11 protein-coding genes are annotated in these 12,862 nt (G+C 68.8%); 10 read left to right on the top strand and 1 reads right to left on the bottom strand.

Annotation, left to right across the window (positions count from 1 at the left end):
• Positions 1 to 199 precede the first annotated feature (199 nt).
• The 9 genes from ABZ707_RS02455 (at position 200) to ABZ707_RS02415 (ending at position 10,531) form a co-directional block, all read left to right on the top strand.
• Positions 200 to 982, top strand: coding sequence for a class I SAM-dependent methyltransferase (locus tag ABZ707_RS02455; protein ID WP_360166392.1), 783 nt, complete (start codon positions 200 to 202; stop codon positions 980 to 982).
• Between the two features lie 312 nt (positions 983 to 1,294).
• Positions 1,295 to 3,727 carry an endonuclease/exonuclease/phosphatase family protein gene (locus ABZ707_RS02450; RefSeq protein ID WP_360166389.1) on the top strand — a complete coding sequence of 811 codons (2,433 nt, stop codon included), beginning with the start codon at positions 1,295 to 1,297 and terminating at the stop codon, positions 3,725 to 3,727.
• 420 nt (positions 3,728 to 4,147) lie between these two features.
• Positions 4,148 to 5,389 (top strand): helix-turn-helix domain-containing protein, encoded by a 1,242-nt coding sequence (locus ABZ707_RS02445; protein WP_360166386.1) that lies wholly within the window; start codon positions 4,148 to 4,150, stop codon positions 5,387 to 5,389.
• A 94-nt stretch (positions 5,390 to 5,483) separates the two neighbouring features.
• Positions 5,484 to 5,714, top strand: a complete 231-nt coding sequence (locus ABZ707_RS02440; protein ID WP_360166383.1) for a hypothetical protein — start codon at positions 5,484 to 5,486, stop codon at positions 5,712 to 5,714.
• A gap of 147 nt (positions 5,715 to 5,861) precedes the next feature.
• Positions 5,862 to 6,137, top strand: coding sequence for a putative ATP-grasp-modified RiPP (gene tgmA / locus ABZ707_RS02435; protein ID WP_360166380.1), 276 nt, complete (start codon positions 5,862 to 5,864; stop codon positions 6,135 to 6,137).
• 10 nt (positions 6,138 to 6,147) lie between these two features.
• On the top strand, positions 6,148 to 7,104 hold the full coding sequence (gene tgmB / locus ABZ707_RS02430; RefSeq protein WP_360166377.1) for an ATP-grasp ribosomal peptide maturase: 957 nt from the start codon (positions 6,148 to 6,150) through the stop codon (positions 7,102 to 7,104).
• The gene (gene tgmC, locus ABZ707_RS02425) at positions 7,101 to 8,225 is read left to right on the top strand and encodes an ATP-grasp peptide maturase system methyltransferase (RefSeq protein ID WP_360166374.1); all 1,125 of its coding nucleotides are present in this window, start codon (positions 7,101 to 7,103) and stop codon (positions 8,223 to 8,225) included. Before tgmB ends, tgmC begins: the two co-directional genes overlap by 4 nt.
• Positions 8,226 to 8,338: 113 nt before the next feature.
• Positions 8,339 to 8,986 (top strand): NAD(P)H-dependent oxidoreductase, encoded by a 648-nt coding sequence (locus ABZ707_RS02420; protein ID WP_360166371.1) that lies wholly within the window; start codon positions 8,339 to 8,341, stop codon positions 8,984 to 8,986.
• An 18-nt stretch (positions 8,987 to 9,004) separates the two neighbouring features.
• Entirely contained in the window at positions 9,005 to 10,531 is a 1,527-nt protein-coding gene (locus ABZ707_RS02415; RefSeq protein ID WP_360166368.1) for a GMC family oxidoreductase N-terminal domain-containing protein, read from the top strand.
• A 32-nt stretch (positions 10,532 to 10,563) separates the two neighbouring features.
• Here the strand turns inward: ABZ707_RS02415 and ABZ707_RS02410 are convergent, their stop codons facing one another.
• A complete protein-coding gene (locus ABZ707_RS02410) occupies positions 10,564 to 11,190 on the bottom strand; it encodes a TetR family transcriptional regulator (RefSeq protein WP_360166365.1) in 627 nt (208 codons plus the stop codon).
• Between the two features lie 298 nt (positions 11,191 to 11,488).
• On the opposite strand from ABZ707_RS02410, the gene ABZ707_RS02405 reads away from it, so the two are divergent.
• Positions 11,489 to 12,793, top strand: a complete 1,305-nt coding sequence (locus tag ABZ707_RS02405; RefSeq protein ID WP_360166362.1) for a glycosyltransferase family 4 protein — start codon at positions 11,489 to 11,491, stop codon at positions 12,791 to 12,793.
• Positions 12,794 to 12,862: the final 69 nt, after the last annotated feature.

Genomic DNA, 12,862 nt, shown 5'->3' with positions numbered 1-12,862 from the left:
CGCGTACGGAACAGTCCGGTCCGCCGCCGGTGACGACGGCTCACGGCTGCGGGCCTGCGCCGGTTTTGCACCGGCTTCCCACCGTACGGGCGTGATGACGACTCGCCCACTCTACCGACCCGTGGTCACCGGTCCCGTAGGCCCTGTCCGGAGCCGGAATTCCGGTGCGGGCGACTCCGGCGTCTGTCATTCTCACGGCATGCCCAGGTTCGAAGATCTGGTCGCCGAAGGTGCGGCCGTCCCCACGGAGGGCTGGGACTTCTCCTGGTTCACCGGTCGTGCGACCGAGCAGCGTCCGTCCTGGGGATATGCGAAGTCGCTCGCGGGCCGGATGGCGGCGGCCGGGGCGGCACTCGACATCCAGACCGGCGGTGGTGAGGTGCTGGCCACGGTCCCGATCGCCCCGCCGATTCTGGCCGCGACGGAGTCGTGGCAGCCGAACGTGGAGATCGCCCGGCGCAACCTGGCCAAGTTCGACGCCTCGGTCGTCGAGGTCGGTGACACCGCCGCCCTGCCCTTTCCCCCGGATCACTTCGACCTGGTCGTCAGCCGTCATCCGGTGGTCACCCGCTGGGACGAGATCCAGCGGGTCCTGCGCCCGAACGGCACGTACCTCTCCCAGCAGGTCGGCTCGGGCTCGGTGCGCGAGCTGACCGAATTCATGACGGGGCCGCGGCCGGGCTCGGCTCATCCACCCGTGGGCCCGGCGGCCACCACGGCGGGCGTCAGCCCGCTGGCCGCGACATCCGTCGCGGAGGCGGCGGGCCTGGAGGTGGTCGATCTCCGGCAGGAGGCACTCCGGATGGAGTTCTACGATGTCGCGGCCGTGGTCCACTTCCTCCGCAAAGTGATCTGGATCGTCCCGGACTTCACCGTGGACGGTTATATCGGCCGCCTGGCGGAGCTCCACGACTTCATTGAGCGCCACGGCCCGTTCGTGGCCTACTCGCGGCGCTTCCTCATCGAGGCCCGGAAGCGCTGACCGGCGGCCCAGCTCCGGCCCGCTCAGGTCCAGCTCAGGACCAGGCCGGTGGCGAGTCACTCGGTGCGCTCCGGTCCGGCTCGACGTCACTCTCTTCCGCCAACCAGGTTAAATCCGGCGAACAGCGGGGAAACACTTGCCCCTTGGAGCGGTCCGCCTCTTGTTGGCGCGCTATCTACGCGCGTATCTTGAGCCGACTTCCGGCCCTCTCGCACCGCTCCTGCACGGCACGTCCACATGATTCACGCGAGGACACGCGAGGGAACCCGCGAGAGATTCACGCGAGATGTCACGCGACAGAAAGAGTTCACCGTGCCTCCATCGATACCCTCGGCCCTGCGCGGCCGGCGGGCCACGTTCCTGGCCCTGACCATCCCCGTCGGCCTGGCCGGATCGCTTCTGGCGCTCCCGATCAACGCTCAGGCCGCGTCCCCGGACGCGGTCATCGCGGAGGTCTACGGCGGCGGCGGGAACTCCGGTGCCACGCTCACCAATGACTTCATCGAGCTGGGCAACTCCGGCGACGGGGCCTTCGACCTCACCGGCTGGTCCGTGCAGTACCTCAGCGGCTCGCCCTCCTCTGGCTCCAAGTGGCAGGTCACCGAGATCACCGGCGCCATCCCTGCGGGTGGCAGCTATCTCGTCGAGGAGTCCAAGGGCGCGGGCGGCACCACCGCCCTGCCGGCGCCGGACGCCGCCGGGACCATCCCGATGTCGGCGACCAGCGGCACCGTCGCACTGGTCCACTCCACGACCCCGCTGACCTGCCTCACCGCCGCCGACTGCGCGGCGGACCCCGGCATCAAGGACCTGGTCGGCTTCGGCACCGCCGTGGTCCGGGAGACCGCGCCCGCCACCGGCGCCGGCAACACCACCTCCGTGAGCAGGAACGCGGCACTCGGCGACACGGACGACAACTCCGCCGACCTCGCCGCGTCCGCGCCGGCTCCCCGTAACAGCGCGGGCACCGGCGGCGGTGGCGACGAGCCGTCGCCCACTCCTTCGCCCACCGACACCACCCCCGGTGAGCTGCGCATCCATGACATCCAGGGCAGCACCCGGCTCTCGCCGAAGTCCGGCGCGACGGTCGCCAATGTGCCCGGCGTGGTGACCGGAGTCCGCTCCACCGGCTCCTCGCGCGGCTTCTGGTTCCAGGACTCCCACCCGGACAAGGACCCGGCCACCAGCGAGGGCGTCTTCGTCTTCACCGGCTCGGCCACCCCGCAGGTGCGGGCCGGCGACTCGGTCCTGGTCTCCGGCAAGGTCAGCGAGTACTACCCGGGCGGCGCGAGCGCCGGCGGACAGTCCGTCACCGAACTGACCGGCCCGACCACCACCGTGCTCTCCTCCGGCAACCGGATCCCCGCCGCCGAGCTGATCGACGCGCGGACGCTCCCCGAGACGTACGCCCCGGACGCCGACGGCGGCACCATCGAGCCGCTGCCGCTGCGGACCGGGAAGTACGCCCTGGACTGGCTGGAGTCCCGCGAGGGCATGCTGGTGCGCATCGGCAGCAGCCGGGTGGTGGGCGCGTCCAACGAGTACGGCGAGACCTTTGTCACCACCAAGCCCCGGCAGAACCCGACCCCTCGCGGCGGCACCCTCTACGGCTCCTACGCCGATGTGAACTCGGGCCGTCTGCTGGTCACCTCGCTCACCGGCGGTGCGCCTGTGGCCAACGTCGGTGACACGCTCACCGGCTCGACCTCCGGCCCGCTGGACTACGCCAACTACGGCGGCTACAGCCTCCAGGCGACCACGATCGGCGCGGTCAGGTCCGGCGGTCTCAAGCCGGAAGTCACCAAGAAGGCCAAGTCCGACGAGCTTTCGGTGGCCACGTACAACGTCGAGAACCTCGACCCGACCGACCCGGACACCAAGTTCGACCGGCTGGCCGTGGGCATCGTCAAGAACCTCGCGACGCCGGACATCGTGAGCCTGGAGGAGATCCAGGACAGCAACGGCGCCAAGGACGACGGTACGGTCAGCGCCGACCAGACCCTCGCGAAGTTCACCGCCGCCATCAAGGCGGCCGGCGGCCCCGCGTACGAGTGGCGTTCCGTCGACCCCCAGGACAAGACGGACGGCGGTGAGCCGGGCGGCAACATCCGCAATGTCTTCCTCTTCAACCCGAAGCGTGTCGGTTTCGTCGACCACGCGGGCGGCGACGCCACCACCCCGGTCGAGGTCGTCACCAAGGGCAAGCACGGCAAGGACATCACGCTGTCCGTCTCGCCGGGCCGTATCAACCCCACCTCCGACGCCTGGCAGAACAGCCGCAAGCCGCTGGTCGGCGAATTCACCTTCCGTGGCGAGCAGTACTTCGTCATCGGCAACCACTTCAACTCCAAGGGCGGTGACCAGCCCCTGTACGGCCGGTTCCAGCCCCCGGTCCTCAGCTCGGAGGTCCAGCGCCTGGCCCAGGCCAAGGAGGTCAACACCTTTGTCTCCGGCCTGCTCGCCAAGGACAGGAAGGCCAAGGTCGTCGTCCTCGGGGACCTGAACGACTTCCCGTTCTCCCCGCCCGTCGACGCCCTCACCAAGGGCAGGGTCCTCACGGACCTGATGAGCACGCTGCCGAAGAACGAGCGCTACAGCTACGTCTACGACGGCAACTCGCAGACCCTGGACCACATCCTCGTCAGCCCGGCGCTCAAGAAGCCCGGCTACGACGTCGTCCACATCAACGCCGAGTTCGCCGACAAGGCGAGCGACCACGACCCCCAGGTGGCCCGCCTCCGCTGACCCCGGCCCCCATGTGGCGTGTACGCACTTCCGGACCGGAGCGCGTACACGTCACATTTGTGTCGAGGGAGCGCCGGGGGACCACACTCACGACTCGCGACTCACGGTCCACGCCTTCGACGCGCATCCAGACGTGCCGGTCGGTCCCGGGGTACCTCCAGGAGGCTGTGGGCCGTGCTCCTCGCCCTCGTCGACAAGACTCGAACATGCAGTTCAGGATGGCGGTCCGTCGAGTTGCAATCACGCGAAGATTACTGAACAGACTTCCCGAATCCTCTTCGCCGAGTTGGAAATCTTTCCCTCTCGCGGACCACGGACAGCAACAGCGACGGAGACCGCACCCGCTTCCCGCGAGGGCAGTCCAGGTACGCCGAGTCCGTACACGGCAAGTCGTACGCTGGCAGCGAGAGGTGGTGACGCATGTCGGACGAACTCGCGGACAATCTACGGCGATACCGGCGCGCGAAAGGGCTTAGCCAGGAGCAACTCGCGCATCGAGCCGGACTCTCGGTGGGGCCGGTTCGCAGGATCGAACAAGGTGGCGACGGGGTACGCATGGAGACCCTTCACACTGTTGCCCGTGCCCTGGGAATCACGACTTCCGCCCTCATGGCGGCAGGGCCGCCCGAGCCGGTCAAGCATGACGACCCCAACAGCTTGAGCCTGCGCGAACTACGCATCGCGCTCACGCCGGCGATCGGACTGAAACCCGCAGGTTCCCGTGTTGGAGAGGAACCAGACCTCCGCCGCTTGCGACGCATGACGCACGACAATTCCGTCCTTTACTTCGGGGATAGTTACAGAAGTGTCGCCGCAGACCTTCCGGCCCTCATTCATGCGGCCAACGACGCTGTGGCGTACTACGACTCGGGCGAGCAGCGAGCGGGAGCCCTGGTGGCGCGCTCCCAGGCCCTTCAACTGGCTGGACGGTACCTGACCCAGATTCGCCAGTACGACCTCGCTCACGGGGCTATCCGGGAGGCCATCGCGGACGCCAAGACGGCCGGTGATCAGCTCGTCGCCGCCTCGGGCGTCGGCGGGATGTGTTGGATGCTTATGCGGACCGAGCGGTTCGACGAGGCCGAGGATGTGGCCGTCGCGACCATGGATCTGGTCGAACCGAAGATCAGGGGTGCCACTCCGGACGAATACGCGACATGGGGTGGTCTGGCGATGGAGGCGGCTGCTGCGGCAGCGAGGAACAACCGGCCCAACGAGGCCAAGGCGCTCCGTCGCGCCGCCGGCACCGCAGCCAAGGCCGTTGGGGTGACGCACAAAAATCTTCTTCGCCACTGGTCGATGTTCGGTCCGGTAACGGCGTCCATGAAGGAACTGGAGGACTTCATGGTCGCCGGGGATGCTCGGGCCGTTGTCCGGAAATCCAGCGACGAAGAGAACCTGCAGGAGAAGAGCTGGAAGCGCCTCGGCGGGCCCAGTACCAACGACGGGAACCGCTATCACCTCGACCTGGCACGCGCCCAGGTCCGCACCGGTGATGCGACGGGCGCCATGGAAGCACTCGCTCGGTTGGACGAGATCGCACCTGAGTGGTTCCGTCACCAGGCGTCGGCGGCTGTCACCTTCGAGGAGATCACCAAAAAGCGTCGCACCCTCACGACGGAAATGCGTGAAGTCGGCACCCACCTGGGCCTATTCAGCTAAGTGCACTGACACGATGCACTTCTGACGAGCCGTCATAGAAAGTGCAGCGTCTTGCGTCTGGTCGATGTCGGTCACCCCCCGTAACTTTCCAGTCATGGCGAGCAGCCAACAGGCGGGACCAGGTGTCGGCGATCTGGCCAGGGACAGCACGTCCGGCAAGATCGGCGTTGTGATGGGGGAGTTCGGCGGTCGCGTTCACCTGCGCCCCGTCAATGGAGGAGTCGAGTGGGGCGTTGAGTCCAGCAACGTCGTTTCCCTCACCGCACGCGAGGAGTTGAACGTGCGCAATACCGCGCGCAATGCGGCGAGCAGGTCGATTCTGTGATGCGCGTCATGGGGGAGTACGCGTCCCCCTGAGACGGCCCGCCCTTACCGACGCCTCGTTCGTCCGGGGCGGGCTCTTCCCTACCGCCCTCGCACAGCGCCTGATGTGTGGAGGGGTAAAATCCGAATTCGATTGAAGGAGACAACGATGACCGGAATCTCCCGGAGCAACGCGGTGCCCACCTCTACGGCCCCGTGGGGATGGAGTCGCATGGCCCCACTGCGTAACGGCCGGCCCTCGCTCTTCCGCTACGAAGGGCTTGACCTCGACACCCAGACAGGGCGATGGGTGGGTGAAGACGGAACTCTGAGCCCCGCAGAGCTGGGCAAGCACGGTACGAGTGTGAACACCTATCCGGCCACGACTGTCAGCAAAGACGGGAAGATGGACAGCGACAGCGGCTCCGATGCCACCCAGGATTAGGGAATAACGGATGACTGGTCGAGTGGTGTTGGTTGCTACCGAAAACGAGGATGCTACCGCCGATCTGGTGATAGCCGAGTTGAACCGACGCCGCGTGCCCGTTGTGCGGTTCGACCCAGGGCGGGACTTCCCGGACAGGAGTAATCTCACGGCGTACTCGGATCATCTTGGGTGGTCGGGGCGTCTGACCGCACATAGCAAGACGGTCGATCTCACCGAAGTGGGAGCGCTTTACCACAGGCGGCCGAGCAGCTACCTGAACCTGAACAGTGCGGATCAGGTGGCGCGTTTCGTCGCGAATGAGAACCGGCGCGGACTCGGTGGGGTGCTTGCCTCCTTGCCCCACTGCCTCTACCTGAGTCATCCGCAGTCGATTGCGCGTGGCGAGTACAAGCCCGCTCAGTTAGCCGAGGCCAAATGTCTTGGACTGCTTGTTCCTCGCACGCTCATTACGAACGATCCGGCCGAAGCCCATGCCTTCGCCGCCGAGCAGCCGACGATCTACAAGCCCCTGCATGCCGGCGCCTACGACGTGGACGGAGAGCCGGCGGGAATCTGGGCGGCCCCCGTGAGGAGCCGCGAGATCGACGGACGTATCTCTCGTTGTGCTCACCTCTTCCAGGAGCAGGTCGAGAAGGTCGCAGATGTTCGCGCCGTCGTCGTCGGTCAGAAAGTCTTCTGTGCCCGAATCACGGCGCCTCCAGGGGTCGTCGACTGGCGGGCCGAATACCAGAACTTGACCTACGAGGCGGTTGAGTGCTCGGAGGAAGTGCGCCAAGCACTCCTGCGCTTCCTCGCCGCCTTCGACCTCAACTACGGAGCCTTCGACTTTTCCGTATCCACCGATGGCGGATGGTGGTTCTTGGAATGCAACCCGAACGGACAATGGGCGTGGCTGGAGCACGAAGCCGGGCTGCCCATCACCGAGGCCATCGCCGACCTGCTGGAGAAGGGTAAGGGTCCATGAATGACCACCTGAAGTCGGTGGGACTGCGCGCCGCTCTTGTGCGTCGGCTCAAGGAGGCCGGGGCTCTGCGCAGTCCGGAGTGGGAGGCAGCACTCCGCTCCGTGCCACGAGAGGCGTTCCTCGCGGCCGGCTGGTTCGAGTATGAGGGTGACGGCTGGTACAGGCCGAAATTCCTCGCGGAGGCCGACGACGACCTTGCGCGCGTCTACGAAGATGACACCCTCGTCACTCAGGTGGCCGGCGCGGTCGTGCCGTGTGAGGTCGAGGGGCGCATCTCCCAGAAGCCGACCTCGTCCTCAACTCTTCCCAGCCTCGTCGTGCGAATGCTCGAAGAGCTGCGCCTGCTGGAGGGCGGCCGTGTCCTGGAGGTCGGCACGGGCACTGGTTACTCAACCGGCTTGATGGTCCGGACCTTCGGTCCCGAGAACGTGACGTCGATCGAGGTCGATCCACAGGTGGCGGCGCGAGCGGCGGTTGCTCTTGCCGGTCTGGGTTTTCGCCCCGAGATCCTCACGAAGGACGGGCTGCTCGGTCATGAGCCGGGAGGGCCGTACGATCGCGTCATCGCCACGTGCGGCGTGCATACCATCCCTCGCGAATGGGTCGCGCAGACCAGGCCCGGCGGCGAGATCCTGGCTACTGTCGGCGGCTGGATGGGCGCTTCCGAGTTGGTGCGGCTCACCGTCGGCCACGACGGCACGGTGAGCGGTCCCGTGCTCGGAGGACAGGTCAGTTTCATGCTTGCCCGGCCCCACCAGGCGCCGCCGCTGGGGATGTTGCCCAACAGGGAGCACGGCGACGTCGAGGAGACGGAGCTTGGCGCGACCGTGCTGGACGACTGGACGGCGCGATTTGTCGCTCAGTTCGCCGCGCCTCGCGCCCAGCGGCTTTCGCTGTCGCACGACGGCGGCATCGAACATCTCATTCTGGACGTGGAGCAGGGCTCGTGGGCGTCGCTGAACGAGCGGAACGGCCACTGGTTGGTCCGTCAGGGCGGACCTGAGCGGCTGTGGGACAGCATCTCCCGGCAGGTGCTCCCGTGGGTGAAGGACGGCCGGCCCGCGGCTGAGCGCATGACATTCCACGCGGACCGTGAGGGACAGCGGGTGACGTGGAGTTGATCCTTCCTGTCCGTCCGCCGCACCGGATCAGGCCCGCCGTGGAATAGCCGGGCCCGGCCCGCGCTTGAGTATGTCGCCGGTCGACGTGTGGGGCGAGCGAGAGGTGTGTACGCATGGGGGCAGCGGAGCAGGACGCCGAGCGGAAGTTTCTCTTCCTTCTGGCGAGCGCGCGCGAGGGCGGGAACACCGAGGAACTGGCCCGGCGTGCGGCCGAGGGGCTGCCCGAGGGTGCGGCTCAGGAGTGGCTGCGGCTGAAGGAACTGCCGCTGCCGCCGTTCGAGGACAACCGGCACACCGGGACCGGCCAGTATCCGGAGCCCGGGGGCAACGCCCGGCTGCTGCTGGACGCCACCTTGGCCGCGAGCGATCTGGTGATCGCCTCGCCGCTCTACTGGTACAGCGTCTCGACGAGCGCCAAGCTCTATCTGGAGCACTGGTCCGCCTGGATGCGCGTGCCCGGTCTCGACTTCCGGGCACGGATGGCGGGCAAGACGATGTGGGCCGTGACCGTGCTCGCCTCCGAGGACCGTTCCAAGGCCGACCCGCTCGTCGGCACCCTGCGCAACTGCGCGGAGTTCCTGGGCATGCGCTGGGGCGGGACGCTGCTCGGCAATGGAAGCGCGCCCGGCCAGGTGCTCACCGACAGCGTGGCGCTGGCGGACGCGGTGACCTTCTTCGCGGGGCGGTTCCCGGCCGCCGTCCTTCCGGTCGAATCCCGGCAGGGCCCGGCGTACGGTGGTATGAGCCCGGTAAGCGCCTGAGATCTGTGAGGCCCCACCGTGGAAGCGACCGCGTCGAGCTACGACTACATCGTGGTGGGAGCCGGGACGGCCGGGTGCGTGCTCGCGTCGCGGCTGTCCGAGCGCGCGAATGCGCGGGTGCTGCTGCTGGAGGCCGGCGCCGGGGAACCCCTGGACGCGATGGCGGTGCCGAGGGCCTGGCCGAGCCTGTTGGGAAGCACCGCTGACTGGGCCGACATCAGCGTGGTGCAGGCGGCCACGGGAACGGCGATACCCATGCCCCGTGGCCGCTGCCTGGGCGGTTCTTCCAGCATCAACGCGCTCAACTTCCTGCGCGGGCACCGCTCCAGCTATGACGCGTGGCCGGGTCTCGGCGCGGCCGGATGGGGTTTTGGCGACCTGCTGCCGTTCTTCCGGCGCAGCGAGACGGCGCCGGGACGCGACCCGGCGGTCCGGGGTGTGGACGGGCCGCTGACCGTGACGCCGGTGGTGGTGTCCAACCCTCTGGTGGAGGCGTGTGTGGAGGCTGCGGTGGAATCGGGGCATCGGCGGGCGACCGATATCAACAGCGGCTTGGAAACCGGATTCGGCTGGAGTGATGGCAACATCGTCGACGGTGCGCGGCAGAGCGCGGCCGACGCCTACCTCGGACCGGTCGCAGGACGGCCGAACCTCGACATCGTCACCGACGCGCGCGTGGGCCGTCTGCGGGTCTCCGGCGACCGGTGCACCGGCGTCGAGTACCGGAAGGCGGGCACGACCGTCTCGGCGAGCTGCACCGAGGAGGTCGTGCTGACGGCGGGCGCGATCGGTACGCCGCAACTGCTGCTGCTGTCCGGGATCGGACCTGCGGCCCAGTTGCGCCAGGCGGGGGTGGAGGTCGCGCTGGATCTGCCCGGTGTGGGAAACGGTCTGCGGGACCATCCCATGTCGACCGTCACCTACAGCGCCGGACAGCCGGTTCCCGGGATCGTGGACAATCTGATGGGAGAGGCGCTCGGGCTCGTCAAAACGGATCCCGCTCTGGACACACCGGACGTGCAGATCCTCTTTATCAGCGTGCCCTATCGCGCGGTCACGCTGCCGGGACCCGACAGCGGCTACACGATTGCCTTCTCGGCCATGAACCCACGCAGCCGGGGCTCGGTCCGCCTCGCGAGCGCGGACGCCGGAGTGCCGCCGCTGGTCGACCCGAACTATCTCGGGGACGACGCGGACTTCGGGACGATGACCACCGGTCTCCGGATCGCACGTGAGATCGGCCGGTCCGCCGCGCTCAGCTCCTGGCGAGGTAAGGAGGCGCTGCCAGGACCCGGTGTCCGCAGTGCCGACGACGACAGCGTGCGCGCGTATCTGCGCGAGAGCCTGCTGCCCTACTTCCACTACACCAGCACCTGCCGGATCGGCACCGACGCGACGGCCGTGGTCGACACCGACCTGCGCGTACGGGGCATCGGAGGGCTCCGGGTGGCGGACGCCTCCGTCATGCCCTCCCTCGTGTCCGCCAATACGAACGCGACGGTCTACGCCATCGCCGAGCGCGCGGCGGCCCTCATCGCGGCATAAAGCGTGCACGGCGGCCGGCCGCCGGCCAGGCGTCAGCGCGCCGGCGTCCCGGGCGTGGTCAGGCCGATCAGCCGGCAGACCGTCTCGATGTCCCTCCGCACCTGGCCCGCCGACGCCCGCCCCGAGAGCCAGCCGATCAGCGCCGCGTGCCAGGTCTGTTCGACGACGCGGACGGCGGAGAGCTGCTCGGGCGTCGGGCCGCCGCTGCCCACGGCCCGGCCCATGGCGTCGAGGATGATCGCCGTCGTCTGCCGGGAGACGGTGTCCACCTCGCGGCTCGCGGACCGGTCGGCGAAGGTCAGCGCCCGTACCATCGCGTCCGCGAGGTACGGATCACGCTGGAGGGCGCGGAAGGCGCAGATCAGGGTCTCGGCGACTCGTTCGGCCGGGTCCTCCCCGCGGGGCGGCCGTTCGCGCAGCGCGGTGTGCAGCCGCTCCAGCCGCTCCCGCGTGAGGGCGAGCAGCAGATGGATCTTGGAGGGGAAGTAGCGGTAGAGCGTGCCGAGGGCGACGCCCGCCTCCTCGGCCACCTCACGCATCTGTACGGCGTCGAAACCGCCTCGGCCCGCCAGTTCGGCGGTGGCGGTCAGGATGCGGCGGCGCCGCGCCTGCTGGCGTTCCGTCAGCGGGGTTGACACCGGTCCGGTTTCGCCTGCCATATGTCCCACTCCATGCCCTTCGCCCGACCCGCCCCGGGAGGTTTCCGGCCTCTCCTGGACCGAGGGGGCGCCTCCGGACCGCACAGCATGGCAGACACGTGTCGTGGCGCGAATCACCTGAGCGAGCCCGTACAGCGTCACTACCTGCCGGTAGATTCGAAGTCCGTGAGCGGTCAATTGGGGCCGGATCGCGGGCGAGCGGCCCCGGGCGGCGGGCCGACAAGAACTTGTTCTAGATTGGCGTCGGCGGTTACGCTCCGGCGAAAACGCGGAGTACGCAGTGAGAAGGGGGCCGAGAGTGACCGCTGAGGCCATAGAGGCGGGCACCGGAGCGGGGTCCCGGGGCGAGGGCGACCGGCCGTTGCGTATCGCTCTCCTCAGTTACAAGGGCAACCCGTTCTGCGGCGGCCAGGGCGTCTACGTCCGCCATCTCTCCCGTGAACTCGCCCGGCTCGGCCACAGCGTCGAGGTGATCGGCGCCCAGCCCTATCCCGTGCTCGACGAGGGCGTACCGCTCACCGAGCTGCCCAGCCTCGATCTCTACCGCCAGCCCGACCCGTTCCGTACGCCGGGACGGGACGAGTTCCGCGACTGGATCGACACACTGGAAGTCGCCACGATGTGGACGGGCGGCTTTCCCGAGCCGCTGACCTTCTCGCTCCGCGCACGCCGCCATCTCGCCGCCCGGCGCGGCGAGTTCGATGTCATCCACGACAACCAGACCCTCGGCTACGGACTCCTCGGCGACCTGGGCGCGCCTCTGGTCACCACCATCCACCACCCCATCACCGTCGACCGGCGGCTGGATCTGGCCGCCGCCGGGGACTGGCGCAGGCGCGCCTCCGTACGCCGCTGGTACGGCTTCACCCGGATGCAGGGGCGCGTCGCGCGCCGGCTGCCGTCGGTCCTCACCGTCTCCGGTTCCTCGAAGCAGGAGATCACCGACCAGCTCGGCGTGCCCGCGGAGCGTATCGACGTGGTGCACATCGGCGCCGACACCGAGCGGTTCGCGCCGGATCCGGCCGTGCCGGAGATCCCCGGACGGATCGTCACGACCTCCAGCGCCGATGTCCCGCTCAAGGGTCTTGTCCACCTGCTGGAGGCGCTCGCCAAGCTCCGTACCGAACACCCCGCCGCGCATCTCGTCGTTGTCGGCAAGCGCGCCGAGGAAGGTCCTGTCGCCCAGGCGATGGAGCGGTACGGACTCGAAGACGCCGTCCAGTTCGTCAAGGGCATATCCGACGACGAGCTGGTGGATCTGGTGCGCGGCGCGCAGATCGCCTGTGTGCCGTCGCTGTACGAGGGGTTCTCGCTGCCCGCCGCCGAGGCCATGGCCACCGGCACCCCCCTGGTCGCCACCACCGGCGGCGCGATCCCCGAGGTCGCGGGCGCCGACGGCGAGACCTGTCTGGCCGTGCCGCCGGGCGACGCGGGCGCCCTGGCCGCCGCCCTCGGACGGCTGCTCGACGACGCGGAGCTGCGGGCCCGGCTGGGCGCGGCCGGCCGGGAGCGGGTGCTCGCGCGCTTCACCTGGGCCAGGGCCGCGCAGGGCACCGCCGAGCTGTACCGCGCGGCCGTCGCCCGGCGGGCCGGCGCCCGCTGATGCCGCACCCGCCGCGCTCCGCGCTGCCGTTCCCGCGCGCCGCCGCAACTCACCGGGCGCGCGCCCGAG

It is taken from the genome of Streptomyces sp. NPDC006923 (assembly GCF_040635655.1).
Taxonomy (GTDB): Bacteria; Actinomycetota; Actinomycetes; order Streptomycetales; family Streptomycetaceae; genus Streptomyces.
The sequence above is the reverse complement of the archived record's forward strand: the minus strand, read 5'-3'. Positions and strand labels throughout refer to the sequence as shown.

Excerpts from the sequence above, each read along its gene's own strand:
- ABZ707_RS02420 (WP_360166371.1), top strand. The coding sequence starts at position 8,339 with ATGGGGGCAGCGGAGCAGGACGCCGAGCGGAAGTTTCTCTTCCTTCTG.
- ABZ707_RS02445 (WP_360166386.1), top strand. The coding sequence starts at position 4,148 with ATGTCGGACGAACTCGCGGACAATCTACGGCGATACCGGCGCGCGAAA.
- tgmB (WP_360166377.1), top strand. The coding sequence starts at position 6,148 with ATGACTGGTCGAGTGGTGTTGGTTGCTACCGAAAACGAGGATGCTACC.
- tgmC (WP_360166374.1), top strand. The coding sequence starts at position 7,101 with ATGAATGACCACCTGAAGTCGGTGGGACTGCGCGCCGCTCTTGTGCGT.
- ABZ707_RS02440 (WP_360166383.1), top strand. The coding sequence starts at position 5,484 with ATGGCGAGCAGCCAACAGGCGGGACCAGGTGTCGGCGATCTGGCCAGG.
- ABZ707_RS02455 (WP_360166392.1), top strand. The coding sequence starts at position 200 with ATGCCCAGGTTCGAAGATCTGGTCGCCGAAGGTGCGGCCGTCCCCACG.
- tgmA (WP_360166380.1), top strand. The coding sequence starts at position 5,862 with ATGACCGGAATCTCCCGGAGCAACGCGGTGCCCACCTCTACGGCCCCG.
- ABZ707_RS02410 (WP_360166365.1), bottom strand. The coding sequence starts at position 11,190 with ATGGCAGGCGAAACCGGACCGGTGTCAACCCCGCTGACGGAACGCCAG.